Below are 26,334 nucleotides of genomic sequence, written 5' to 3'. Positions count from 1 at the left end.
GTCAGGGCAGGGTTGCCACCCCGGGCAGCCCCCTCTCGAGACCGAAGCCATGACCGAGCATTCCCTCAAGGGCAAGACCGTGCTGATCGCCGGTGGCGCCAAGAACCTGGGCGGCCTGATCGCCCGCGACTTCGCCGCACAGGGCGCCAAAGCCATCGTCATCCACTACAACAGTGCCGCTACCCAGGCCGATGCAGAAGCGACGGTAGCCGCGGTGCAGGCCGCCGGCAGCAAGGCGGTGGCCCTGCAGGGCGACCTGACGTCGGCGGCAGCGATGGAGCGCTTGTTCGCCGATGCCGTGGCCGCAGTCGGCCGTCCTGACATCGCCATCAACACGGTGGGAAAGGTACTCAAGAAGCCGCTGCTGGACATCAGCGAGGCGGAGTACGACGAGATGAGCGCGGTCAATGCCAAGGCCGCGTTCTTCTTCCTGAAGGAGGCAGGTCGCCACGTCAATGACGGTGGCCGCATCTGCACCCTGGTCACCTCGCTGCTGGGTGCGTTCACGCCGTTCTATTCCAGCTACGCCGGCACCAAGGCGCCGGTCGAGCATTTCACCCGTGCGGCGTCGAAGGAATTTGGTGAGCGCGGCATTTCGGTGACCGCGATCGGTCCCGGTCCGATGGACACGCCGTTCTTCTATCCGGCCGAGAGCGCCGATGCGCAGGCGTATCACAAGACTGCGGCGGCATTGTCGGCGTTCACCCGCACCGGGCTGACCGACATCGTCGATATCGTGCCGTGGATCCGCTTCCTGGTGACGGATGGCTGGTGGATGACCGGGCAGACGATTCTGGTCAATGGTGGGTACACCACCAAGTAACGCAGCCACGCACGGCGTGGGTCTACCAGTAGAGCCACCCCATGGGTGGCTGCGCACGATATCCGACGGGAAGCGCGCCACGCATGGCGTGGCGCTACCGGATCAGCCCAGCTTCGCCAGCACCGCGTCGGTCGCTGCCGCGGTGCTCACCACCTTGCCCTTCGCAGCCAGATCAGCAGTGAACACGCCGTCATCCAGCACCGCATGCACGGCGGCTTCCACCGCGGCCGCTTCGGCTTCCAGCCCCAGCGAATGGCGCAGCAGCATCGCGGCGCTGAAGATTGTCGCGTACGGATTGGCGATGCCCTTGCCGGCGATGTCCGGGGCCGAACCGTGGATGGGCTCGTAAATGCCCACCGCACCCGGCTCGCCCAGCGAAGCCGACGGCAGCAGGCCCAGCGAACCGGCCAGCATCGAGGCCTCATCGGTGAGGATGTCGCCGAACATGTTCTCGGTGACGATCACGTCGTACTCGCGTGGCTTGGCCAGCAGGTGCATGGCCATCGAATCGACCAACTGGTGCTCCAGCGCCACGTCCGGGAACTCCTCGCGGCCGATGCGTGCGGCCACGTCGCGCCACAGGCGCGAGGTTTCCAGCACATTGGCCTTGTCCACCGAAGTGACCTTGCCGCGACGCTGCTGGGCCAGGCGGAAGGCACTGCGCAGCACGCGTTCGATCTCGACCACAGTGTAGCGGCACAGGTCGCTGGCGCTGTCGGCGTCGCGGGTCTTGTCGCCGAAGTAGATGCCGCCGGTCAGTTCACGCACCACCACGAAGTCCACGCCCTGCAGCAGCTCGGCCTTGATCGGTGATGCGTGCAGCGCGGCTTCGTGGGTACGTACCGGGCGCAGATTCGCGTACAGGCCCAGCGCCTTGCGGATCGCCAGCAGGCCCTGCTCGGGACGCACCTTGGCGTTCGGGTCGGACCACTTCGGGCCACCGACCGCGCCCAGCAGTACCGCATTGGCGGCCTGGCAGGCGGCGAGGGTCGACGCCGGCAGCGGTTCACCGTGGCGGTCGATGGCGATGCCACCGATGTCGTGCTCGCTGAAGGTGAAGGTGTGGTTGAAGCGTCCGGCGACCGCCTTCAGGACGGCAACTGCCGCGGCGGCCACTTCCGGGCCGATGCCATCACCGGGCAGGACAACAATCTCAGCGTGCATGCTCACTCTCGTAACGTTCGATTTCAGGGACACGGCCCAACAGATACCCCAACTGGTCGACGCCTTCCAGCAGGCAGGTCTGCGAGAAGCCATCCAGCGGGAAGGAATAGACGCGGCCAGCGGGGGTGCGCAGTTCGCGCGCAGCCACGTCGATGGTCAGCGTATCGTCCGGGCGCTGCATCAGCGTCTGCACGTCGGCCTCGTCCAGCACGATCGGCAGCAGGCCGTTCTTCAGCGCGTTGCCGCGGAAGATGTCCGCGATCTCGCTGCTGACGATGGCACGCAGGCCCAGGTCGGTCAGCGCCCACGGTGCATGCTCGCGCGAAGAACCGCAGCCGAAGTTGCGGCCCGCCAGCAGGATGCTGCGGCCGGCGTTGTGCGGCTGGTTGAAGGCGAAGTCGGCCACCGGCGAACCATCAGCTTGCCAGCGCCAGTCGTTGAACGCGTTGCGACCCAGCCCGGCACGCTCGGTGGTGGACAGGAACCGCGCCGGGATGATCTGGTCGGTGTCGATGTTGGTCTGGCGCAGCACCACGCTGGCCGAGGTCAGGGTACGGAAACCGGCCATCACGCCACCTCCTGTGCGAACAGTTCGCGGGTGTCGGCCACATGCCCGTTCACCGCGGCCCACGCGGCGCTCATCGGCGAGGCCAGCAGCGTGCGCGAACCGGGCCCCTGCCGGCCTTCAAAATTGCGGTTGCTGGTGCTCACGGCCAGCTGGCCGGGGGCGACCAGATCGCCGTTCATCGCGATGCACATCGAGCAGCCCGGCTCGCGCCATTCGGCACCGGCCGCGCGCACGATCTCGTGGATGCCCTCGGCTTCGGCCTCGCGCTTGACGATCTCCGAGCCCGGCACCACCAGCATGCGCACCCGGTCGGCGACGCGACGACCGCGCAGCACCTGCGCCACTTCGCGCATATCACTCAGGCGGCCGTTGGTGCACGAACCAACGAACACTACGTCCACCGGTGTGCCCGCCAGCGCCTTGCCGGCCTGGAAGTGCATGTAGTCCAGGCCCTTCTGCGCGGCGGCATCGTTGGCGGCGGGAATCGGCGCATCCACGGCGATCGCGGTACCCGGATGCGTACCCCAGGTCAGGGTCGGGCGGATGTCGGCGGCGTCGATGTGCACTTCGCTGTCGAAGCGCGCGCCGTCATCGCTGCGCAGCTGTTGCCAGCGCGCCACGGCAGCGTCGAAGTCGGCGCCCTTGGGGCCGCGCGGCGTAGCGGCGACGAAGTCGAAGGTGACCTGGTCGGGCGCGACCATGCCGGCGCGTGCACCTGCTTCGATCGACATGTTGCACAGGGTCATGCGCTGTTCCATGTCCATCGCTTCGATGGTGCTGCCACGGAACTCGATCACATGGCCGGTGCCGCCGTTGACGCCGATCACGCCGATGATGTGCAGGACCACATCCTTGGCGCCGACGCCGGGTGCCAGCGCACCGTCAACGGTGATCGCGAAGGTCTTGGCCTTGCGCTGCAGCAGGCACTGCGTGGCCAGCACGTGGCCGACCTCGCTGGTGCCGATGCCGAAGGCCAGCGAGCCGAATGCACCGTGGGTGGAGGTGTGGCTGTCGCCGCAGACGATGGTCATGCCGGGCTGGGTGAAGCCCTGTTCCGGCGCAATGACATGGACGATGCCGCGGTTGTCCGAGGCCATGTCGAACAGTTCGATGCCGTGCTCGGCGCAATTTCGCGCCAGGGTGGCGACCTGTGCCTCGGAAGCGGCGCTGGCGTAGGGCAACGTGCCGTCCGCGGCGGCCGGCAGGGTCGGCGTGGAATGGTCCATCGTCGCCTTGGTGCGGTCCGGCCGGCGCGGCGACAGGCCGCGCTCGCGCAGTTCGGTGAATGCCTGCGGTGAGGTCACCTCGTGGATCAGGTGCAGGTCGATGTACAGCACGGCGGGCGCGCTGTCGGATTCGGGAACCACCACGTGGGCGTCCCACAGTTTGTCGTACAGGGTGCGGGGTGCAGAAGTCATGCGTATGCCTGGCAGAAGTACGAAATAGCGAACATCAGTAAAGAAAGCGGAACGGTCAAGTCAACGACGGCGGGCGAGCACCCGCAGTCGCACGTAGTCGGCCAGCGGCTGGCCGGCGGCATTGCGTGGCAGGTCGGCCAGCAACGCGGTGGCAGCCTCGCGCACGGTGGCGCGGGCCTCGGCGGGCAGGTCATCCAGCAGCGGCGCGGCGAATACCCGCAGCCAGCCGGCCACGCCGGTCGGCAGTGGGGTCGGGCGCGGCGTGCATTCGATCAGCTGCACCTGGAAGCCATGCTGGCGCAGGCGGTCGGCATAGGCATCGGCGCTCGGGAAGTACCACTGGAAGGTGCTGGCGCCATGGCCGTGCGCCACGCGTGCGGCCTGCACGGCCGCGATGATCGTGGCCACGTTGCCATGGCCGCCGAACTCGGCGACGAAGCGGCCACCGGGGCGCAGCGCGCGGCGTACGCCTTCCAGCACGCGGTCCGGGGTGCCCATCCAATGCAGTGCCGCGTTGCTGAACACTGCATCGAACTCGCTGTCGAACGACAGTGCGTGGCCGTCCATCACCTGGGCATCGACACCGCGCGCGCGGGCGGCGATCACCAGTTCCGGCGAGGCATCCACGCCGTGGATGCGTGCGCCGCTCAGGGCCAGTTCGGTGCTGAGCACGCCATCGCCACAGCCCAGGTCGAGGATGCGCTCACCGGCGCGCGGATCGAGCAGGCGCGCGACCGCGCCACCGAGCAACGGTACGAAACCGGCATCGATCGCATAGTCCTGGGCGTTCCACTGCTGGCCAGCGGCTGCGGTAGGAGTGTCGAAGGCGCTCATCTCGGGTTCCTCAGGCGGTTGCGGGGGTGGGAACGTCGGTGCTGCTTTGGGCGGCGGCGTGGCGCTGGCGCAGCAGGCGGTTGGCCACGTCCAGCCAGGCCAGCGCGGAGGCTTCGATGATGTCCTTGCTCGTACCGGTGCCGTCGTACTCCACGCCGTCGTGGCGCACACTCAGATTGGCCTCGCCGCGGGCATCGGCGCCGATGCCCACGCTGTGCACGTGGTAGCTGTCCAGCATCAGCTGTACGCCGGTGGCGGCCGACAGCGCGCCGAACAGGGCATCGACCGGGCCGTCGCCCTGCGCGGTCTCGGCCACGCGGTTGCCGTCCGGGTCGGACAGTTCGACCAGCGCGTTGGCACGGCTGCCGACATCGCTGATGGTCATCGACGCCAGGCGGTAGCCCTGCGCGTTGGAGCCGCCCTGCATCAACGTCTGCAGGTCGGCATCGGTGACCACGCGCTGCTGTTCGCACAGGCCCTTGAACTGCTCGAACACCAGTTTCAGTTCGTCTTCGTCCAGCCAGAAGCCCAGCGCACGCAGGCGCGCTTCAACAGCGGCGCGGCCACTGTGGCGGCCCAGCACCATCTGCGAATCCTCCCAGCCCACGTCTTCCGGGCGCATGATTTCGTAGGTGCCGCGATGACGCAGCATGCCGTGCTGGTGGATGCCCGATTCGTGGGCGAAGGCATTGGCGCCGACGATGGCCTTGTTGCGCTGCACCGGCATGCCGACCAGGCGCTGCAGCAGCTGCGAGGTGCCGACGATGCGCGGGGTGTTGATCGAACTGTCCTGCTCGTAGAAGGCCTGGCGGACTTTCAGCACCATCGCGATCTCTTCCAGTGAACAGTTGCCGGCGCGCTCGCCGATGCCGTTGACGGTGCACTCGACCTGGCGTGCACCGCCCTCGATGGCGGCCAGCGAGTTGGCCACGGCCAGGCCCAGGTCATTGTGGCAGTGCGCGCTGAAGATCACGTTGGCGGCATTCGGCACATCGGCGACGCCGGCGATGACCTGCTGGAACATCGCGCGGATTTCTTCCGGCGTGGTGAAGCCGACGGTGTCGGGCAGGTTGATGGTGGTGGCGCCGGCGGCAATGGCTACGCGCGAGACTTCGATCAGGTAGTCCAGCTCGGTGCGGGTGGCATCCTCGGCCGAGAATTCGACATCGTCGATGTACGAGCGTGCCAGCGATACATGCTTGCGTACCGATTCCAGCACCTGCTCGCGGGTCATCCGCAGCTTGTGTTCGCGGTGCAGCGGGCTGGTGGACAGGAACACGTGCAGGCGCGGGTTGGCCGCAGCTTCCAGGGCACGCGCCGAGGTTTCGATATCGGCCTGCAGGCAGCGCGACAGCACGGCCAGGCTCAGGCTCGGGCGGCGCAGCTCACGGCCGATCAGGGCCATCGCCTCGCGGTCGGACTGCGAGCTGGCCGGGAAGCCGGTCTCGATGATGTCCACACCCAGTTCGTCCAGCGCACGCGCCATCACCAGCTTCTGCGGCGGGCTCATGCTGCAGCCGGGGGACTGCTCGCCGTCACGCAGGGTGGTGTCGAAGATGCGGATGCGCGGGGTGGTAATTCGTTCGATGGTGGTCACAGGGAAATCTCCTCGACAGCGGGTGCGGCGGCTTGCAGGGGGGAAGGGGAAGAGGTGGGGGACGCGAGGGCGCTGGCCTTGCCGGGCGAGCGTGGGGTTTCACTACGCCGTCGCCGTGGTTTGCGCGGCGGGCGCGGCCGGATGTCGGTGAGCAGGCCGGCCAGGACACCCGCATCGATATTCCCGCCGGACACCACCGCGCACTTGCGGCGGCCAGCGACACGGCGGCCTGCTGCCAGCGCCAGCGCACCGGCGCCCTCGGCGATGATGTGTTCTTCCAGTGCCAGCCGGACCAGGGTTTCACGCAGTTCGGCTTCGCGCACGATCACCACGTCGTCCAGCAGCGAGGTGCACAGGCGTCGGGTCAGGAATCCAGGGATCTTCACCCGCACGCCGTCGGCCAGCGAGGCGACGGGGGCGATCTCGCGCACGTCGCCGCGGATGGCGCGCGCCATTGAGTCAACGCCTTCCACCTGGGCGCCGATCACGCGCACGCCCTGTGATTTCAGCGCCAGTGCAACGCCGGAGGCCAGTCCGCCACCACCAATCGGCACGATCACCACGTCCGGTGCATGCGCGGCCAGCTCGATGCCGACCGTACCCTGGCCGGCAATCACATCGGCGTCGTCGAACGCGGACAGGAAGCGGTAGCCATGGCGCTGTGCCAGTTCGACGGCGAAGGCGTAGGCCTCGTCATAGCTGGTGCCATGCTGGCGCACGGTGGCGCCCCAGTGAGCGACCCCGGCGATCTTGGTGGCCGGTGCGCCATGCGGCATCACGGTGATGGCCGGGACGTCCAGGCGGTAGGCTGCCCACGCCACGCCCTGGGCATGGTTGCCGGCCGAGGCGCAGATCACCGGCCGGGTATCGCCGCGCTCGCGGCCGGCCAGCAGCGCGTTCAACGCGCCGCGCACCTTGTAGGACCCGGTGCGCTGCAGGTTCTCCAGCTTCAGCCAGGTGCCGAAGCGCTCGGCATGGTGCAGCGGGGTAGGCGGCAGGAAGCGGCGCAGCCGGGCCTGCGCCGCCAGTACGTCGGCGACGCTTACGTCGCCGACATCGCTTTCCTGGCTGGCATCAGCGGCCGGCATGGGCCACCAGCGGGGTGCAGGCGACCGCCGCATGCGGGCACGGGCGGCGAAGAAGACGCCTCCGTACCGGCACCGTGGTCACTACGGTACGGGTGTTCATACGGATGCTCCTTCCACGGCGGTGACCTGCACGGACACGCAGTCGTAGATCTTCTCGATCTGCCGGCACAGCGTTTCCGCCGGGCGCTGGCCATCCACCACCAGCTGCAGGTGCCAGCGGCCATCGTCGGCGGCCACCGGCGCACCGCTGATCGCACGCGGCGCGAAGCCACGGCGCTCGGCCATGCCGATCACGCGCAACAGCGCGCCTTCGGCCGGGTGCAGCACCAGGTCAAGCCGGTAGTGCATTTGGGATCTCCTGGCGGGCATGGGCGGGGTTGCTTTCCAGCATCGTGCTGTTGGCGGTGTTCGGTGGCACCAGCGGCCATACGTTGGCGCGTGCATCGATGGCCACGTGCAGCAGTGCCGGGCCGGGTTCGGCCAGCAGCGCGGCCAGGCCACCCTCGACGTCATCCCGCGCGTCGATGCGGGTGGCGGCAATGCCGAATACCTGCGCCAGCGCCACGAAGTCCGGGTTGTCGGACAGGTCGATCTCGCTGTAGCGCTCGGCGAAGAACAGCTCCTGCCACTGCCGCACCATGCCCAGCGAACTGTTGTCCAGCAGCACGATCTTCACCGGCAGGCGGCAGCGGGCAATGGTGGCCAGCTCCTGCACGTTCATCATGAAGCTGCCGTCGCCGGACACCAGCACCACGGTGCGATCGGGGCAGGCGAACTGCGCACCCATCGCGGCCGGCAGGCCGAAGCCCATGGTGCCCAGCGCGCCACTGGTCAGGTGGTTGCGCGGGTGGTTGAAGCGGCAGTGCTGGGCCACCCACATCTGGTGCTGGCCAACGTCGCAGGCGATCACCGCATCGGCCGGGGCCAGCTCGCTCAGGCGCTTCAGCAGCGCCGGGGCGTAGATGTGCTGACCCGGTGCGTCGTAGCGCGCGGCGAAACGATCGCGGTGCTGTGCACAGCGCTTGCGCCACGCCTCCTGGTGGGCCTTGGGGGAGGGGAAGGCCGCACGCAGGGCGCGGATGGCATGACCGACATTGCCGGGCACGGCGACATCGGCGCTGCGCAGCTTGGAAATCTCATATGCGTCCGCATCGATGTGAACGACGCGGGCGAACGGTGCAAACTCCGCCAGCTTGCCGGTGGCACGGTCGTCGAAGCGTGCGCCCAGCACCAGCAGCAGGTCGCTTTCCTGCACCGCCATGTTGGCCGCGCGGGTGCCGTGCATGCCCAGCATGCCCAGCGACTGCGGATGGCTGGCCGGCAGTGCGCCGAGGCCGCGCAGGGTCATCACGGTGGGGATGGCACTGGCCTCGACGAAGTCGCGCAGGTCCTGCACGGCATCGCCCAGCGCGATGCCGCCACCGGCGTAGACCACCGGCTTCTCGGCCGCCGCCAGCGCGGCGATGGCCTCGGCAATGGCGGCCTCGGCTGGCGCCGGCGGTGGTTCGACGCTGCTGGGCACATGCGCCGGCAGATGGCTGGCATCGGCCAGCTGCACGTCCTTGGGCAGGTCGATCAGCACCGGGCCGGGACGGCCCTCGCGGGCGATCCGGAACGCATCGGCCACCACGCGCGGCAGGTCATCGACGCTGCGCACCAGCCAGCTGTGCTTGACGATCGGCATCGTCAGGCCGAACACATCCAGTTCCTGGAAGGCGTCGGTGCCCAGCAGCGGCGTGCCGACCTGGCCGGTGATGCAGACCATCGGTACCGAGTCCAGCATCGCATCGGCGATGCCGGTGACCAGGTTCGACGCGCCCGGGCCGGAGGTGGCCACGCAGACGCCCACCTGGTTGCTGGCGCGGGCGAAACCGTTGGCGGCCAGCGCCGCGCCCTGCTCATGGCGTACCAGGATGTGCTTCAGCGACGAATCCACCAGCGCGTCGTAGAACGGCATGATGGTGCCGCCGGGATAGCCGAACAGCGTGCGGACGCCTTCGGCCTCCAGCGCCTGGGTCAGCCAGCGCGCGCCGTTGGGCGGCGCGCTGCGGTGTGTGGAAGAGTTCATGGGGGAACCTTGCAAAGCGGGTGGGGGAGGGCCGCGCGGTTACGCGGCCTGTCCTTGCAACCAGACCATCTTGGCGCGCAGTTCCTTGCCCACCTTTTCGATCGGGTGCTCCAGGTCGGCCTGCTTGAACCTGTTGTAGTTCGGCAGGCCCGCTTCGTACTCGGCCACCCAGTTCTTGGTGAAGGTGCCGTCCTGGATGTCCTTCAGCACTTCCTTCATGCGTGCCTTGGTGCTGGCGTCGATCACGCGCGGGCCGCTGACGTAGTCGCCGTACTGCGCGGTCTCGGAGATGAATTCCAGCATGCGCGAGATGCCGCCTTCGTAGAACAGGTCGACGATCAGCTTCAGCTCGTGCAGTACCTCGTAGTAGGCAATCTCCGGCTGGTAGCCGGCTTCCACCAGGGTCTCGAAACCGGCCTGCACCAGCGCCGACGCACCACCACACAGCACCGCCTGCTCGCCGAACAGATCGGTCTCGGTCTCTTCCTTGAAGGTGGTCTGGATCAGGTTGGCGCGGGCACCGCCGAGGCCGGCCGCATAGGCCTGGGCATGCTGCGCGGCCTTGCCGCTGACGTCCTGGTAGACCGCCCAGATGCACGGCACGCCACGGCCGATCTCGTACTCACGGCGCACCAGCGCACCCGGACCCTTCGGCGCGACCAGCACGACGTCCAGATCGGCGCGCGGCTCGATCATGCCGTAGTGCACGTTCAGGCCGTGCGCGAACAGCAGGCACGCCCCCTGCTTCATGTTCGGCGCCAGCACATCGTTGTAGAGCTTCTTCTGCACCATGTCCGGGGTCAGCACGGCGACCAGGTCGGCGTCCTTCACCGCATCGGCGGGCGCCACCACGGTGAATCCATCGGCCTGGGCCTTGGCTTCGGTCGGGCCGCCCGGACGCAGGCCTACCACCACGTCGAAGCCGGATTCGCGCAGGTTCAGTGCGTGGGCGCGGCCCTGGCTGCCGTAGCCGATGACGGCGATCTTGGTCTGGGGCAGGTCGTTGGTGCTCATGGGGGAGGTTCCTTGCGGTGGGAAGAAAAAAGAACGGCCGGTCGTCGAGGTGACGTGCCGGCCGGTCAGGGGAAAGCGGTGGAGGGGGCGCCGCGCATCGCACAGGCACAGCCACAGCCACCACGAGGCGTGGTGCTGCAGGTCCGGGTTGTGCGATGAGCGTTGGTCATGGTGGTTGCGTCTGAAACCAGGTCCTGAAATGAAAAAACCCGCACCGGGGCGGGTGCGGGTTTTTGAAGAGTTCCGGTGTGTCTGTTGCTTACACGCTGGCTCGTCCCGCACCTGTCGGTTGGGTAATAAGTACGAGCACAAGAATCGAACGCAGCGAGGCGGCGCCGGTGTCGGCGGCTTCGATGTGGGTTCGCGGTGGCGTGTTGTGATGCAGCATGTAATCGAGAGAAACACAGCCATTTCGGCGGTGTCAACCCTCGCGACAGATTTTCTTATCGGTTTCCGCGGCATCCAGCGGAATGGCTTGTGGCGCAAGGATGGTTGCCGTTGAAATTGTTTCGGTGAACCGGAATTCACTCCTTTCAGCGCGGTTTTTGCGCGGATTCCGGGCCGTTTTCGCCCTGGTGAGTGCGGCCCAAGGGCCGCGCCCACCGAAAGGCCACGGCCCATGACCTCTGCCCGATACCGCATGAAGGCCGCAGCGGCGAAGATCGAGGGACCACCCTTCCACCGGAACCCGACCGTGTCCCGACGCCTTGCCCGCTCCCTGCTCGCCGCCGCCGTGCTGGCTGCCGTGCCTGCACTGTCCATCGCCGCCGACCGCATCACCGGCCACACCTTCGCCACCCGTTCGGAGGTGATCGCCCCGCATGCGATGGCGGCTACCTCGCAGCCGCTGGCCACCCAGATCGCGCTGGACGTGATGAAGGGCGGAGGCTCGGCAGTCGACGCGGCGATCGCGGCCAATGCCGCGCTCGGCCTGATGGAGCCGACCGGCAACGGCATCGGTGGCGACCTGTTCGCCATCGTCTGGGACCCAAAGACGCAGAAGCTCTACGGCTACAACGGCTCGGGCCGCTCGCCGAAGTCGCTCACCCTGGCCGAGTTCCAGCGTCGTGGCCTGAAGGACATCCCGGCCACCGGCCCGTTGCCGGTGTCGGTGCCCGGTGCGGTCGACGGCTGGTTCGCCCTGCACGACCGTTTCGGTCGCAAGCCGATGGCCGACAACCTGGCGCCGGCCATCCGTTACGCCCGCGAAGGGCACCCGGTGGCCGAGGTAATCGCCTACTACTGGGACCGTTCGGTGCCCAAGCTGTCGCAGTACCCGGGCTTCAAGGAGCAGTTCACGATCAACGGCCACGCCCCGCGCAAGGGCGAGATGTGGAAGAACCCGAACCTGGCCAGCACCCTGCAGAAGATCGCCGACGGCGGGCGCGACGCCTTCTACAAGGGAGACATCGCGCGCACCATCGGTGACTACTTCAAGGCCAACGGTGGCTACCTGAGCTACCAGGACATGGCCGACCACCACGGTGAATGGGTCGAGCCGGTCAGCAGCAACTACCGGGGCTACGACGTCTGGGAGCTGCCACCCAACAGCCAGGGCATCGCTGCGCTTCAGATCCTCAACGTGCTGGAAGGCTACGATTTCTCGAAGATCCCGTTCGGCTCACCCGAGCACGTGCACCTGTTCGTCGAAGCGAAGAAGCTGGCCTTCGCCGACCGTGCGCGCTTCTACGCCGACATGGCATTCCAGCCGGCGCCGGTGCAGAAGCTGATCTCCAAGGAGTACGCCGCGCAGCGCCGGGCGCTGATCTCGATGGACAAGGCCTTGAAGGAAGTGCAGCCAGGCACACCGAAGCAGCTGGAGGAAGGCGACACGATCTACATGACCGTGGCCGACGCCGACGGCATGATGGTCTCGTTGATCCAGTCCAATTACCGCGGCATGGGCAGCGGCATGGCGCCGCCGGGATTGGGCTTCATCCTGCAGGACCGCGGCGAGATGTTCGTGCTGCAGAAGAACCATCCCAACGGATACGCACCGGGCAAGCGCCCCTTCCAGACGATCATTCCGGGGTTCATCACCAAGGGTGGCAAGCCGTATGCCAGCTTCGGCGTGATGGGCGGCGCGATGCAGCCGCAGGGCCATGCGCAGATCGTGATGAACCTGGTGGACTTCGGCATGAACCTGCAGGAAGCGGGCGACGCACCGCGAATCCAGCACGAAGGCTCGACTGAACCGACGGGTCAGGCCACGGCGATGACCGACGGTGGTGAAGTGAATCTGGAAACCGGCTTCCCGTATGAAACAGTGCGTGCGCTGATGCGCAAGGGGCATCGCATCGTGTTCGCCGACGGCCCGTATGGCGGCTATCAGGCAATCATGCGCGACCCGGAGACTGGCGTGTATTACGGCGCGTCGGAGAGCCGCAAGGATGGGCAGGCGGCGGGGTATTGAGGTTTCCCGGCCACCGGGCTGAGCCCCCTCTGCGGTGATGGCAGTGATACGGGGCTTAGCCGGGCGGGTGGATCGTCTGGGGGCCGCTGCAAGTACGTCCATGTAAGCTCGGTCGCCGCATCCATGCGGCTCACGCCCCCAGCCAACCCACCCGCCCGGCCACGGACAGTTTCCGTGGCCGTCACCGCAGGAAAAGAAAAAAGAAGAGCAAGAGCAAAGGCAATGGCAACAGCCGCGCGCTGTGTGGCGGGGTCAGATCCGTTTTCCGAAGGAAAACGGATCTGACCCCTTCTTGTTTTCCGATACACATCTTCCACGCAAAGCGTGGAAAACCAACCGTTACCGGGAAACTGTCGGGGGTCACTTCATGGATGGGTTCACGGCGTGTCCTGCCCACCCACACCGCCCCACCCAACCAGCAGCAACCCAGAGCCGCCTTTGAATTTGACCTTGGCCCTTGCCTGAAAAAGCGGTGCAGCCGCAGGCTGCAAAACACCCTCAATCCTGATCGTGCGCGCGTGCGGCCTCGGCCTGTGTCTCCTCCTGCGCCGCCATCTCGCGTGCGATCCACGCATCGATCATGTGCCGCTGGCGCTGCGCCTGCCGCCGCTCGCGCGTGTATTCCTGGTCCAGCACCCGATACAGCGACACCATCACCAGCACCATCAACAGTGCGAATGGCAATGCCGCAATCGTGATCATGCCCTGCAGTGCCTCCAGGCCACCTGCGAGCAGCAACGCGCCCGCGATCAGCGCGATGCCCACGCCCCACGCGATCTTGTGCCTGCGCGGTGGTTCGCCCGCATCGTCGGTGGACATCGTGGCCAGTACCAGCACTGCCGAATCGGCCGACGTCACGAAGAAGATCATCAGCAGCACCAGCGCGATGCTCGACAGCAGCAACGGCAGGGGAAGGCTGTCGAAGAGGGTGAACAGCACCGTCTCGTAGCCGTTGCCCAGTGCCTGCACCAGGTCTGCGTGACCGAAGATCTGCGACCAGATTGCGGTGCCCCCGAAGACCGAGAACCAGAAGAAGCCCAACAGAGTTGGCGCAAGCACCACGCCTACCACGAACTCGCGAACACTGCGGCCGCGCGAGATGCGCGCGATGAACGAACCGACGAACGGTGCCCAGGAAATCCACCAGGCCCAGTAGAAGATCGTCCAGTCGGCCACCCAGGTACTGGACGAGAACGGCGACATGCGCAGGCTCATGGTCACCAGTTGGTTGAGATAGGAGCCCAGTGTGGTGGTGAAGGTATTGAAGATGGCGCCGGTCGGACCGAGCACCAGTACCAGTGCGAGCAGCAATGCCGCCAGCGCCAGGTTGACGTTGGATAGCCACTTCATGCCACGCCCGACGCCACTGAGCGTGGACGCCATGTACAGCACGAATGCCACTGCGATGATGGTCAACTGCAGCGGTACCCCCGCCTGAACACCGAAAACGCGCTCCACGCCGGCCGCGATCTGCACCGTGCCGAAGCCGAGTGCGGTTGCCACGCCGACTGCGGTGGCCACCACCGCAGAGATGTTGACCACCTTTCCGGCCCAGCCGCGATGGTGGCGACCGATGATTGGCTGCAGCATGTCGCTTATCTGACCACCGCCTTGGCGATTGAACTGGAACCAGGCCATCGCCAGGCCGATCAGCGCGTAGATCGCCCACGGGTGCAGGCCCCAATGGAAGAACGCATAGCGCATGGCGGCGCGCGCGGCGTCCATGCTTTCGGGCGCCAGCCCCTCCGGTGGCTTGCTGAAGTGCGAAATGGGCTCGGCGGCGCCCCAGAACACCAGGCCGATGCCCATGCCGGCAGCGAACAGCATCGACATCCAGCTGGCACGCGAGAACTCCGGCTCGGCATCTTCGCCACCGATGCGCAGGTTGCCGAAGCGGCCGAAGGCCAGGTACATCAGGAACACCAGCGCCAGGAACACGACCAGCAGGTACAGCCAGCCGACACTGCGGATGACCTCGGCCAGCATCGACTGGACCACGGTGTTGAAGGGACCGGGTGCAATACCGGCAAGCAGCACCAGCAGCAGAACCAGTGCGATGGAAACGCGAAACACCATGAAGGAGCTTCTCCGATCAAGGGATTGAGGGGAGCGAGCAGAGCTTGCAGCGAAGGGCCGGCGGCATGCAGCGCGAACCGGGCAGGGGCCGCGTCGGCGGCGAAGGAAGCATCGGTCGCTGGAGCGCGACGGACGTGCACGTTACTGAACGCGACGTCATGGTTCTGTTAACGAATATCGATTGGGGGCAACTCCGGAGGCGGGCGGTCTATGCTCTAATGCACGCCAAGAAGCGGGGGTACCGCGGCCAAGTGGCCACGGTTGAGACAGTCCCTTGGAACCTGATCCGGCTCATACCGGCGTAGGGAAGCTTTGCAATGCAGCCATTCCCGGACTCCGCCCAAGGAGCGTCCGGGCGCGGTCGCAGTGCGCCGCCGCTTCGTCCCTGACCTTCCTGGACGATGCCCGATGAACGCACAGCTCTCCGCCCTGCAGCAACAGGCCCAGCAACTCTCCGAATCCGTGACCCGGCCCATTCCCGGCTCGCGCAAGATCCACGTGCCCGGTTCGCGCCCGGATCTGCAGGTGCCGATGCGGGAGATTGCGTTGACCCGCACCCCGACGCTGTTCGGCGGCGAAGAGAATGCGCCGGTCACGGTCTACGACACGTCCGGCCCCTACACCGATCCGGGCGTGCGTATCGATCTGTCCGCCGGTCTGCCGGCACTGCGTCGCGGCTGGGTGGAGGAACGTGGCGATACCGAGCAGCTCGAAGGCCTGAGTTCGTCGTTCGGGCGTGATCGCGAGCACGACCCCAAGCTCGCTGCCGTGCGCTTCCCCGCACGCAGCCTGCCGCGCCGTGCACGGGCAGGCGCGAACGTCACCCAGATGCACTACGCGCGCCGCGGCATCATCACCCCGGAAATGGAATTCGTTGCCATCCGCGAGAACCAGCGGCTGGAAGCGATCCGCGATGCGGGCCTGCTGCAGCAGCACCCGGGCGAGGCGTTCGGCGCCTCGATCCAGAAGATCATCACGCCGGAGTTCGTGCGGGATGAAATCGCGCGCGGCCGCGCGGTGCTGCCCAACAACATCAACCATCCGGAAAGCGAGCCGATGATCATCGGCCGCAACTTCCTGACCAAGATCAATGCCAACATCGGCAACAGCGCCGTTTCCTCGGGAATCGCCGAGGAGGTAGAGAAACTGGTGTGGGCGATCCGCTGGGGCGGTGACACCGTGATGGACCTGTCCACCGGCAAGCACATCCATGAAACCCGCGAGTGGATCATCCGCAACTCGCCGGTGGCGATCGGTACGGTGCCGATCTACCAGGCGCTGGAGAAGGTCGATGGCCGTGCCGAAGCACTGACCTGGGAGATCTTCCGCGACACGCTGGTCGAGCAGGCCGAGCAGGGCGTGGACTACTTCACCATCCACGCCGGCGTGCTGCTGCGCTACGTGCCACTCACCGCCAAGCGGGTGACCGGCATCGTCAGCCGCGGGGGCTCGATCATGGCCAAGTGGTGCCTGGCGCACCACAGGGAGAATTTCCTGTTCACGCATTTCGAAGAGATCTGCGAAATCATGAAGGCCTATGACGTGACCTTTTCGCTGGGTGACGGCCTGCGCCCGGGCTGCATCGCCGACGCCAACGACGCCGCGCAGTTCGGTGAGCTGGAAACACTGGGCGAACTGACGAAGATCGCTTGGAAGCATGATGTGCAGACCATGATCGAGGGCCCCGGCCACGTGCCGATGCAGCTGATCAAGGAGAACATGGACAAGCAGCTGCGTGAGTGCGGCGAGGCGCCTTTCTATACGCTGGGGCCGTTGACCACCGATATCGCACCGGGCTACGACCACATCACCAGCGCGATCGGCGCGGCGATGATCGGGTGGTTCGGCACGGCCATGCTCTGTTACGTGACGCCGAAGGAGCATCTCGGCCTGCCCAATCGCCAGGACGTGCGCGACGGCATCATGGCCTATCGCATTGCCGCGCATGCGGCCGACCTGGCCAAGGGCCATCCGGGCGCGCAGGTTCGCGACAACGCGTTGAGCAAGGCGCGCTTCGAGTTCCGCTGGGAAGACCAGTTCCACCTTGGCCTGGATCCGGAGAAGGCCAAGGAGTTCCATGACGAGACGCTGCCGAAGGATGCGCACAAGCTGGCCCACTTCTGCTCGATGTGCGGCCCGCACTTCTGTTCGATGAAGATCACCCAGGATGTGCGTGACTACGCCGAGGCCGGCATGAAGGAGAAGTCGGAGGAGTTCCGCGCGGCTGGCGCAGAGGTCTACCAGCAGGGATGACGAGTAGCCGGGTGCCGGCCGCTGGCCGGCAGCCGGTTGTGCGGGGGCCGGGAAGCGTGCTGGCCAGCGGCCGGCACCACCGCTCATCACGCCGCTCCCCGCTATGCTCCGCGCATCACCCTGGGGGAAGGACACCATGCCTGTTGCCATGACCACCCGTTGGCTGGCCATCGCCCGCCGTCATCCTTCGGCCTGGCTGCTGGGTGCCCAGTTGATCGCGGTGCTGCTGTACCCCGCGCTGGACGACACCGCTGCCGGCCGCGCGGCGCTGGGCATGTTCGGCATGGCGGTACTGGGCCTGGCGCTGTGGGTGGTGCAGCGCAGCCCGCTGGGCACCTGGCTGGCACTGGTGCTGGCCATCCCGTCGGTGGTGTTCTCGCTGGCCGGTGCATTGCTCGACCGCAGCGCATTGCTGACCACCGCGCAGTTGCTGGAGAGCCTGCTGTACTTCTACACGGCCGGCGCGCTGATCGCCTACATGCTCCAGGACCACAAGGTCACCCGCGACGAACTGTTCGCCGCAGGCGCGACATTCACCTTGCTTGCATGGGCATTCGCGTTCGCATTCGCGGTATGCCAGCAGTGGTACCCGGGCAGCTTCCACGGCACCGGCGGAGGCGCGCAGCGCAGTTGGATGGAGCTGCTTTATCTCAGCTTCAGCTTGCTGTCTGGAGTCGGCTTGAGTGACGTCGTGCCGTTGCATCCACAGGCACGCGCACTGGTCATGCTGGAGCAGTTTTCCGGCGTGATGTACGTGGCTTTGGTGGTTTCGCGGCTGGTCGGATTGACCATGTTGCGGCGCATGTGAAAATGAACGCCAGATAAAAATTTCGCGCCCGAAAGGGCGCGAATGATGTCGCAAATTATGTGAATGCGTCGGCGAGAGAGAGCCTGATGTCGACCACGCGATAGGCGAGGTAACTTGCATAGGCTAGTATTCGCGCGCTCGATTGTTTTTGCGGTATGCGCCGATGCTTTGTGCGGAGTCTGGCTTTTCGCTGTTCCCAGGAAGGGGCGGTATCGAAGGCAAACACTGCCCGGGACCTGTCTCTACTGTGTAGCAGAAAATGAACAGCAGCGAAATCCAGCCCCCGGTATCCGATCGGATACGGATAGGAGAGTGCACCGTCACTCTGTCCTCGCGCGAAGTCGAGGTCGTCGGCGCGCGTCGCCCGCGCCGGCTGACGCCGAAGGCGCTGGGCGTGCTGCGCGTGCTGCTGCGGCAGCCGGGCCGCGTTGTCACCCGCGACGAGTTGTTCGCCGAGGTATGGCCGGACACGCTGCCGACCAACGATGTGCTGACCCAGGCCGTCACCCAGCTGCGCAAGGCGTTCAGCAACGACGACGACAACGGCCAGGCCTACATCGAAACCATCGCCAAGACAGGCTATCGGCTTCTGGTTCCGGTGCAGGTGCTGGACGATGCCGAGCCCGTGGCCGCAGGCGTCCCTGACGACGAAGGCATGGCCGCGCAGCCGGTGACCACTGCTGCGTTGCCTGCGCATCCACAGGCAGCGCGCCGCCGCTGGCGCCATATCCGTCGGCGCGTGCTGCTGGCGTTGGGCGTGTTGATGCTGGCCACGCTGCTGGTGTTGACCACGCTGCTGCTGCGTCGTGCACCGGCCGGCAGTTCGCCGGTGGAGGCTGCCGTGGAGAACGGTACGCGGGTGATCGGCAGCCCGCAGCGGCCGTATCGGTTGATCACCGCGACCAGCGGCTTTGAAACCTATCCCACGCTGTCACCGGATGGTTCGCTGGTGGCCTATGAGGGCGCCAACGAGGATGGCAACGGCGGTGGCGCGATCAAGCTGCAGACCTCCGGCAACGCGCCGGCGCGCCAGTTGCTGGCGCCACCGGCCGGTGCCGTCGATCGCTTCCCGAACTGGTCGCCAGATGGCCGCGAAATCGCCTTCGCGCGGTTCTCCGCCGACGGCGGCTGCCAGGTACTGATCGCCAGCGCCACCGGTGGCGCACTGCGCCAGGCCACACGCTGCGATGGCACGGAGCTGCTCAGTTTCGACTGGACGCCAGATGGGCGTGGCCTGGTGTTCGGCAGCATGGTCGGTCGCTACGCGCACCGTGGCATCCGTGTGCTGGACCTGGCCAGTGGCCAGTGGCGCGCGCTGGCCTACAGCGTCGATGAGGATGACTTCGACTACGCACCGCGGTATTCGCCCGATGGGCAATGGCTGGTGTTCGTGCGCAACCCGCAGCTGGGTGATCTGTGGCGGGTGCCGGCCGCGGGCGGTACGCCCGAGCAGTTGACCGATGAAGCGGCAGAGCTGCGCGGCTGGGCCTGGCTGGACGATGGCCGAACCATCGTCTTCGGTCGTCGTGTCGATAGCGAGGCGCGGCTCTATTACCTGGATGTCGAGCGGCACACGTTGCGCGATGCCGGCCTGGATGATGCGCAGTGGCCAGCGGTGTCGCGACGCGGTGGCATGCTGGCGTTCGTCCACCGGCGCGCGCAGTTCGGTGTGTTCAAGGTGCCGATGCAGGGCAGCGGCACGCCCGAGCGCCTGTTCGCCTCCAGTGGCCGCGATGGACAGCCGATGGCAGCGCCTGATGGCCGCCAGCTGGTCTTCACCTCCGATCGTTCCGGCAGCTTCGCCCTGTGGTGGGCGGACATGCAGCGGCCGGATTCGCTGCGTCCCATCGAAGGGCTGCGGCCGGAAGCGCGGCAGGCACCGGACTGGTCGGCCGACAGCCGGCAATTGCTCGTGGTTGGCCGCGATGCGCATGGCCGCACGGTGGTCTATGAAATCGCGCCACGCGATGAACGCCTGCAACCCTTGCCGGTTCCGGCCGAACAGCCGTTGCAGGCACTGTATGGCGCCTCGCCGCAGCAGCTGTTTGTGGTCGAGCGCGATGCCGACCAGCGCACGCGGTTGAGCCTGTTCGATCGCAGCGTCCAGCCCTGGCGCCGCTTGGCCAGCATCGATGGGGTGTCGCAGGCGCGCTTTGACCGGAGCAGTGGCCGCGTGTTGTTCACCCGCTTGGCCGCCGGTGGCCTGTGGTCGGCGGATGCCGCGTTGTCCCCGACCAGCGTGCAGCAGATCAGCGATGACCGGCCCAGCCGCTGGCGATACCGGGCCTGGACCGTGACCGGCAACAGCGGCATCGGCTACCTTGGTACCTCGACCACGTGTGGCACCACCTTCGTGCGCATCCAGCCCGGCCGCGAGGAGGCGGAACGCTGCCTGGACGCAGAACGGCTCAGCGCCGGCAACGGGCTCAGTGCCAGCGCCGACGGAAAGGACCTGTTCGTGGCGATGGCGGTCAGCGATGGCGCTGACATCGGCGTGATGCGGTTGCCCGAACGCCCGCCTGCACTGTTTCCCGCATTCTCCAAGTTGTTGTTGTTCAAGGGAAACGGGCCTTCGTAATTTCTTCGTCGGGATCTCGTAGCGAATTCGTGGCGATCTCGTCGGACCTTCCTGACGCGGTGCCGCCTGATTTGGCAAAACGGAGTCCTGTACTAGGCAAATCCGTGGTGCCCCCATGCGTCAACTCTCGCTGGCCGATCGCGGCCAAACTGTTTCCCTGGACCGGTCGCTCGACGAAGTCGCACCGACCTGCCTGGGCGTGGCCCGGCTGGGCAGCCTGCAGACCGCCGGCTCCAGCTTCACTGTCTGGATGCAGGTGCGTGGCAGCTCGTGGGTCGAGGCCAAGGAAGGGCGCTTCCGCCTGCGCCAGGGCGAGTGGATCGCCTTCGAGAAGGAATCGCGGCCGCTGGTGCAGGCCGGTCGCAACGGGTTGTGCGTCGGCCTGAACCTGAACATCGAAGCGCTTCGCGTGCTGACCGAGATGGCCGACTGCGGCCTGTATGCAGGTCGTGGCCGGATGAACCGTACTGATGCCCGCGTGGCGCTGCGCCTGTGGCGCGATGCGCTGGCCAGCGGCCAGCCGGCGCAGGCCCTGCGCCCGCTGCTGCTGCACCTCGCGGGCCTGCAGCGTGGCCTGGCCGACAACGTGCAGCGCTGCCCGGGCCGCTCGCGCAGCCGCAAGCGCCAGGTGTTCGGCCGCATGCAGCGCGCGCGCCTCTATCTGGAAGGCAACAGCCACCGGGTGGTGCGCATCGTCGAACTGGCCGAGCTGACCAACTTCTCCAGCTGGTACCTGTCCAAGACCTTCCAGAGCCTGTACGAGGAAAGCCCGCAGTCGCTTTCGGCACGACTGCGCCTCGAACGCGCCGCTGATCTGCTGCGCGACACCGACATGATGGTGGGCGAGGTCGCTGCCGCCAGCGGTTTCGACAACTGCTGCAGCTTCGCGCGTGCGTTCCGCGCCCGCTACGGCCAGTCCGCATCGCGCTTCAGGGAGAACGGCGGCTTGCTCCCGCCACAATCCGCAAAGTCTCCGGTTGGTTCGCGCAAATACAGCGCTGCAACGCAATCGTAACGTGCTGGGGTGTTTTAACACGCTGCTAACACGTACCTTGGAGAGATTGATGAACGTTCGTAATCCCGCAGTGCGGTTCGGCTTGCTGCCGGCCGGCATTGCGCTGGCGCTGGCGCCGGCCTTTGCTTCCGCCCAGGAAGCAAAGGGCACCACCGATCTGGACCGCATTTCGGTCACCGGCTCGCGCATCCGCGGCGCCTCGGTGGAAACCCAGCAGCCGATCCTGACGATGACCCGCGAATCCCTGGAAAAGCAGGGCTTCTCGAGCGTCGCCGACGTGCTGAACAACCTGACCTCGGCCGGCTCCCCGGCCATCTCGCGTTCGGAGTCGCTGGCTTCGGGCGAGAACGTGGGCGGCTACTACGTCGACATCCGCAACCTGGGCGCCCAGCGCACCCTGGTGCTGATGAACGGCAAGCGTCTGGGCGCAACCACTGCGGGCTACCAGGATCTGAGCCAGATCCCGATGTCGGCCGTTGAGCGCATCGAAATCCTGAAGGACGGCGCCTCGTCGATCTACGGCTCTGACGCCATCGCCGGCGTGGTCAACGTGATCACCCGCAAGAACTTCGACGGCGGCGAAGCCAACGTCTACGTCGGCCAGTACGGCAAGGGCGACGGCGACACCGAAACCTATTCGATGACCCTCGGTGCCCGCGGCGAACGCGGCAGCCTGACCCTGTCGGCCGAGTACTCGAAGCAGGATCCGGTGTGGGCGAAGGACCGCTGGTACAGCCGCGACGGCTCGCTGGGTCCGAACTCGACCTCGGCCACCTGGAGCCCGATCAGCCAGAACGGCAGCTGGTGCAACCCGACCCAGGTCAACTGCGGCGACTCCAAGCAGGCTGTCTGGAAGACCCTGAACGCCGGCGGCAACCCGAAGAACCCGAATGACTACCATGTCATTACGCCGGACGAATTCGCCAACTCCAACGAGCAGATGACCCTGCTGACCGGTGTGAAGCGCAAGTCGGTCTACATCAACGGCACGTACGACTTCACCGATTCGATCAGCCTGAACACCGACGTGCTCTACAACGAGCGCCAGACGTTCCAGCAGATCGCCGGCTACCCGTTCCAGTCCAACTCCTTCGGCACCCCGCTGGAGGGTTCGAGCGCCTTCAACCCGGTCGGCCAGGACGTCAGCTTCCGTCGCCGCCTGTGGGAAGTGCCGCGTACCACTGACAGCCAGCTGAAGACCCTGCGCTTCGCTCCGACCCTGACCGGCTTCTTCGAGCTGGGCGGCAAGACCTTCGACTGGGACGTCGGCGCGCTGTGGAACCGCAACGAGTCGATCAAGAGCAACCGCGGCGACATGAGCCTGATCGCTGCAGGCCAGGCCCTGGGCCCGTCGTTCATCGATGCCGGCGGCGTTGCACGCTGCGGCACCTCGGCCAAGCCGATCCTGGGCGACTGCCGCCCGTGGAACCCGCTGCTGCCGTACGGTGTTGATGGCCAGGGTTCGCTGGCGAACCAGGAGCTGCAGGACTTCCTGTTCCCGACCTTCACCACCCGCGGCGTCACCAAGACCACCAGCTTCACCGCCAACCTGTCCGGTTCCATCGTGACCCTGCCGGCCGGCGACCTGGGCTTCGCGCTGGGTGTCGAGCACCGCAAGGAAGAAGGCAATTACGTGCCGGACGCCTTCGCGCAGTCGGGCCAGTCCACCGGCCTGGGCCAGAAGCCGACCCGCGGCCAGTACGATCTGAACGAGGTCTACCTCGAACTGAACGTGCCGCTGCTGGCCGACATGGCCTTCGCCAAGGAACTGACCCTGAACGTTGCCAGCCGTTACTCGGACTACAGCAACTTCGGTGGCACCACCAACAGCAAGTTCGGTCTGACCTGGCGTCCGCTGGATGAACTGCTGGTCCGCGGCACCTACGCCGAGGGCTTCCGCGCTCCGACCATCAGCGACCTGTACGGTGGCCTGAGCTCGAGCTTCGAGTCCTACATCGATCCGTGCGGCGTGAACGCCCCGGGCAGCGTTGCCGGCAATGCCGCGTGCACCGCCGCTGGCGCTCCGGCCAACTATGTGCAGCTGGGCCAGGGCAACCTGCCGTGCTCGACCCTGCCGTGCCAGTCGGGTGACCAGTTCGTCTCGGGTGCCAACCCGAACCTGAAGCCGGAAACCTCCAAGAGCACCACTTTCGGCCTGGTGTGGAGCCCGCGCTGGGTGCAGGGCCTGGACGTCTCGCTGGATTGGTACAAGTACGAAATCAGCGACATGATCATCGCTGACAGCGTCGACCGCATCCTGCGTGACTGCTACGTGCTGGGCAACTCCGAGCGTTGCTCGAGCGTGACCCGTGCGGCTGACGGCCACGTCAGTGCGATCACCTACGGCACCGCCAACCTCGGCAAGATGGAAACCGAAGGTTACGACCTGGGCATCAAGTACCGCCTGCCGGAACTGGCCATCGGTCAGTTCAGCATCGACTGGACCACCAGCTACACCGCCAAGTACGACGAGCAGGGCCAGAACAGCGCGGGTGACAACATCATGATCGGCCGCGTCGGCGAGCCGGGCCTGTTCCGCGTGCGTTCGAACCTGGGCGTCAACTGGCAGTACGGCGATTTCGGTGTGAACTACACCGCGCGCTACTACTCCGGCATGAAGGAAAGCTGCATCTCGCTGGCTGATGGCTGGTGCGATGCGCCGAACCACATGGCCAATGGCGAAACCGATCCGCTGCGTCACACCGGCTCCAACACCTTCCACGACCTGCAGGTCAGCTGGAAGGCGCCGTGGGATGCGACGATCGCCCTGGGTGCGAACAACGTGTTCGACCACAAGGGTCCGCTGCAGTACTCGGCTCCGAACTCGGCGTTCGCCTACTACGGCGGCTTCGATGTGGGTCGCTTCCTGTACATGAAGTACACCCAGCGCTTCTGATCCATCGAAGTGCGGTAGCAACACGGGGAGGGCGGGCCGCAAGGTCCGCCCTCTTTTTTTGTAGGGGAATTCCGGAAACTGTTGGAAGGTGAGCGCAGTCACGGTCCTGTCGTGTCGCAATCGACACAGTCAGGAGGTCCAATACCGGACGCTTGCATGTGGAGGGGGATATGAAGAACACGTTGCTGCGCCAGGCATCAGCCGCTGTACTGATCTATGCGACGCTGGTGGGCGCGGTGTTCGCGCAGGGCCTCGGGGTCTGTGGTGGCGGGCTTTATTGCGAAGAGTTCCGCCAGCAGTGCCTGGCCAGTGGCAAGTCACCGGTCATCTGCGAGTCGCAGTACCGGCGTTGCGTGCAGGATGCCTGCGGTACCCGCTGACATGGAAAGGGCGCACCGTGTGGGTGCGCCCTCTGTCATCAGGACATCATCCAGCACGCTCAGGCGTCGCTGGGCACCAGTCCCATCAGTGCATTGGCGTGCTCGCGCCATTGCGGCAGTTTGTTCAGCACGCCTGCGCGCTGCAGGTAGTCCTCGTCCACCGGATCGCCATTGACCAGCGCCAGGGCCACGTGCACCGCGCCGGTCACCCAGAAGCTGCGGGTGTTGGCGCGCTGCGGCTGCAGGTGGAATGCCACCGCTTCGATGATCGGCATCGGCAGGCCCCACAGGCCCAGCAGGTAGGCGCCGGCCTCGGCATGGCCTGGGCGGGTATCGCCGGCCAGCGCGGGCTCGCTGCGCTCGTTGCGCACGCCGGGCAGCAGCAGGCCGATGTCGGCCAGCAGTGCGGCAGTCGCCCCCAGTTCGGCGCTGGACTCGGGCAGCAGGCGTGCGGCCAGCCGGGAGGCGAGCAGGGCGCGCTGCTGCAGTGAGTTGCGCTCGGCAGCCGACAGCGTCGGCGCGGAGAACACTTCGCTGGCCAGCACCAGGTCACGCAGCGTGGCCAGGCCCAGTCGGGTGACCGCGGTGCGCAGGTCGGCAATGGTGCGGCCCTGGCTGAAGAACGCCGAGTTCGACAGTTGCAGCACCTTGGCCGCGATGGCCGGATCGGCGGCGACCAGCTTGGCCACATCGGCACTGTCGGTATCGTCGTCATGTTCCAGGGCCTGGGTCAGGCTCAGGTACAGGTGCGGTGGCGATGGCAGTTTCTCGATACGGCCGATGGCATCGCGCAGGCGCGGGCTGTCCAGCACTTCGCGCAGTTCTTCCAGGCTGGTCAATGCCTCCAGCAGCACTTCCGGCGCCAGCGGCAGCGGCAGGAAGCGGTGGGCGACACCGATCAGGCGCGCCGGCGGCGGGCGGTTGCCATGGTGTGCATCGACCAGCGCGATGCGGATGGTTTCCGGGCGCAGTGTCCGGATCTGGCCCAGCAGCGTGGTGGCATTGAGATCGGGCAACTGCGGGCAGACGATCACCGCGTCCACGCCCTGCGTGGCCACCGCGGTCATCGCGGTCTGGCCATCGGCGGCGGTCAGCGGCTGCCAGTCTTCCCCAAGATCGGCAATGAATTCGGTCAGCTCAGCCGGCAGGCTGGCTGCATCCCCAACAAGCAGAATACGCACGACACATTCCCCTGGCTGTCTCGACGATGGATGTCGATGACGTGTGAAGTGACGCAATTTACCTAATACGGCAGCAAGAGTGATGTGCCGTCATCATGAAACGTGACCCGCATCGCTCCGGCGGGGTATCGCCGGAGCGATCCGGTTCAGGCTCAGGCCT

Annotated in this window: 19 protein-coding genes and 1 riboswitch; of the genes, 8 read left to right on the top strand and 11 right to left on the bottom strand. The window is 66.5% G+C overall.

Annotated elements, in window-relative coordinates; all coding sequences use genetic code 11:
• The first annotated feature begins 49 nt into the window (after nucleotides 1-49).
• The gene (locus AB839_RS12185) at nucleotides 50-823 is read left to right on the top strand and encodes an SDR family oxidoreductase (RefSeq protein WP_061479561.1); all 774 of its coding nucleotides are present in this window, start codon (nucleotides 50-52) and stop codon (nucleotides 821-823) included.
• 102 nt (nucleotides 824-925) lie between these two features.
• On the opposite strand, the gene leuB is transcribed toward AB839_RS12185, so the two are convergent.
• The 9 genes from leuB to ilvC form a co-directional block, all read right to left on the bottom strand.
• Nucleotides 926-1,987 (bottom strand): 3-isopropylmalate dehydrogenase, encoded by a 1,062-nt coding sequence (leuB, locus tag AB839_RS12180; protein WP_061479560.1) that lies wholly within the window; start codon nucleotides 1,985-1,987, stop codon nucleotides 926-928.
• A complete protein-coding gene (gene leuD, locus AB839_RS12175; protein ID WP_061479559.1) occupies nucleotides 1,977-2,555 on the bottom strand; it encodes a 3-isopropylmalate dehydratase small subunit in 579 nt (192 codons plus the stop codon). Before leuD ends, leuB begins: the two co-directional genes overlap by 11 nt.
• Nucleotides 2,555-3,973, bottom strand: coding sequence for a 3-isopropylmalate dehydratase large subunit (leuC, locus tag AB839_RS12170; protein WP_061479558.1), 1,419 nt, complete (start codon nucleotides 3,971-3,973; stop codon nucleotides 2,555-2,557). Before leuC ends, leuD begins: the two co-directional genes overlap by 1 nt.
• Nucleotides 3,974-4,033: 60 nt before the next feature.
• The gene (locus AB839_RS12165; RefSeq protein ID WP_061479557.1) at nucleotides 4,034-4,807 is read right to left on the bottom strand and encodes a class I SAM-dependent methyltransferase; all 774 of its coding nucleotides are present in this window, start codon (nucleotides 4,805-4,807) and stop codon (nucleotides 4,034-4,036) included.
• Between the two features lie 10 nt (nucleotides 4,808-4,817).
• Entirely contained in the window at nucleotides 4,818-6,404 is a 1,587-nt protein-coding gene (locus tag AB839_RS12160; protein ID WP_061479556.1) for a 2-isopropylmalate synthase, read from the bottom strand.
• Entirely contained in the window at nucleotides 6,401-7,492 is a 1,092-nt protein-coding gene (locus AB839_RS12155; RefSeq protein ID WP_053499063.1) for a threonine dehydratase, read from the bottom strand. Before AB839_RS12155 ends, AB839_RS12160 begins: the two co-directional genes overlap by 4 nt.
• 96 nt (nucleotides 7,493-7,588) lie before the next feature.
• On the bottom strand, nucleotides 7,589-7,840 hold the full coding sequence (locus tag AB839_RS12150) for an ACT domain-containing protein (protein WP_005419108.1): 252 nt from the start codon (nucleotides 7,838-7,840) through the stop codon (nucleotides 7,589-7,591).
• A complete protein-coding gene (gene ilvG / locus AB839_RS12145) occupies nucleotides 7,824-9,560 on the bottom strand; it encodes an acetolactate synthase 2 catalytic subunit (protein ID WP_061479555.1) in 1,737 nt (578 codons plus the stop codon). Before ilvG ends, AB839_RS12150 begins: the two co-directional genes overlap by 17 nt.
• 39 nt (nucleotides 9,561-9,599) lie before the next feature.
• The gene (ilvC, locus tag AB839_RS12140; protein ID WP_061479554.1) at nucleotides 9,600-10,574 is read right to left on the bottom strand and encodes a ketol-acid reductoisomerase; all 975 of its coding nucleotides are present in this window, start codon (nucleotides 10,572-10,574) and stop codon (nucleotides 9,600-9,602) included.
• A gap of 619 nt (nucleotides 10,575-11,193) precedes the next feature.
• Between ilvC and ggt the strand changes: the two genes are divergently transcribed.
• Entirely contained in the window at nucleotides 11,194-12,987 is a 1,794-nt protein-coding gene (gene ggt / locus AB839_RS12135; protein WP_241776777.1) for a gamma-glutamyltransferase, read from the top strand.
• Between the two features lie 498 nt (nucleotides 12,988-13,485).
• Here ggt and AB839_RS12130 read toward each other — a convergent pair whose 3' ends face one another.
• On the bottom strand, nucleotides 13,486-15,063 hold the full coding sequence (locus AB839_RS12130) for a BCCT family transporter (RefSeq protein WP_061479553.1): 1,578 nt from the start codon (nucleotides 15,061-15,063) through the stop codon (nucleotides 13,486-13,488).
• Between the two features lie 224 nt (nucleotides 15,064-15,287).
• Nucleotides 15,288-15,389, top strand: a riboswitch (TPP riboswitch).
• 82 nt (nucleotides 15,390-15,471) lie between these two features.
• Here AB839_RS12130 and thiC point away from each other — a divergent pair.
• From thiC to AB839_RS12100, 6 genes are all read left to right on the top strand, one after another.
• Nucleotides 15,472-17,316 carry a phosphomethylpyrimidine synthase ThiC gene (thiC, locus tag AB839_RS12125; RefSeq protein ID WP_061479552.1) on the top strand — a complete coding sequence of 615 codons (1,845 nt, stop codon included), beginning with the start codon at nucleotides 15,472-15,474 and terminating at the stop codon, nucleotides 17,314-17,316.
• A 136-nt stretch (nucleotides 17,317-17,452) separates the two neighbouring features.
• Nucleotides 17,453-18,124, top strand: coding sequence for an ion channel (locus AB839_RS12120; RefSeq protein ID WP_061479551.1), 672 nt, complete (start codon nucleotides 17,453-17,455; stop codon nucleotides 18,122-18,124).
• Nucleotides 18,125-18,383: 259 nt separating this feature from the next.
• Entirely contained in the window at nucleotides 18,384-20,702 is a 2,319-nt protein-coding gene (locus AB839_RS12115; protein WP_061479550.1) for a winged helix-turn-helix domain-containing protein, read from the top strand.
• A gap of 115 nt (nucleotides 20,703-20,817) precedes the next feature.
• Nucleotides 20,818-21,717, top strand: a complete 900-nt coding sequence (locus AB839_RS12110; RefSeq protein WP_061479549.1) for a helix-turn-helix transcriptional regulator — start codon at nucleotides 20,818-20,820, stop codon at nucleotides 21,715-21,717.
• Nucleotides 21,718-21,766: 49 nt separating this feature from the next.
• Nucleotides 21,767-24,613 carry a TonB-dependent receptor gene (locus AB839_RS12105; RefSeq protein WP_061479548.1) on the top strand — a complete coding sequence of 949 codons (2,847 nt, stop codon included), beginning with the start codon at nucleotides 21,767-21,769 and terminating at the stop codon, nucleotides 24,611-24,613.
• 170 nt (nucleotides 24,614-24,783) lie between these two features.
• Nucleotides 24,784-24,993, top strand: a complete 210-nt coding sequence (locus tag AB839_RS12100) for a hypothetical protein (RefSeq protein WP_061479547.1) — start codon at nucleotides 24,784-24,786, stop codon at nucleotides 24,991-24,993.
• 59 nt (nucleotides 24,994-25,052) lie between these two features.
• Here AB839_RS12100 and AB839_RS12095 read toward each other — a convergent pair whose 3' ends face one another.
• Nucleotides 25,053-26,174 carry an HDOD domain-containing protein gene (locus AB839_RS12095; RefSeq protein ID WP_049413685.1) on the bottom strand — a complete coding sequence of 374 codons (1,122 nt, stop codon included), beginning with the start codon at nucleotides 26,172-26,174 and terminating at the stop codon, nucleotides 25,053-25,055.
• Between the last annotated feature and the right edge of the window lie 160 nt (nucleotides 26,175-26,334).

Source organism: Stenotrophomonas sp. DDT-1 (assembly GCF_001580555.1).
In the GTDB taxonomy this organism is placed as follows: domain Bacteria; phylum Pseudomonadota; class Gammaproteobacteria; order Xanthomonadales; family Xanthomonadaceae; genus Stenotrophomonas; species Stenotrophomonas sepilia.
Note: the sequence above shows the minus strand (reverse complement) of the source record. Positions and strands in the feature narration are given on the sequence as shown.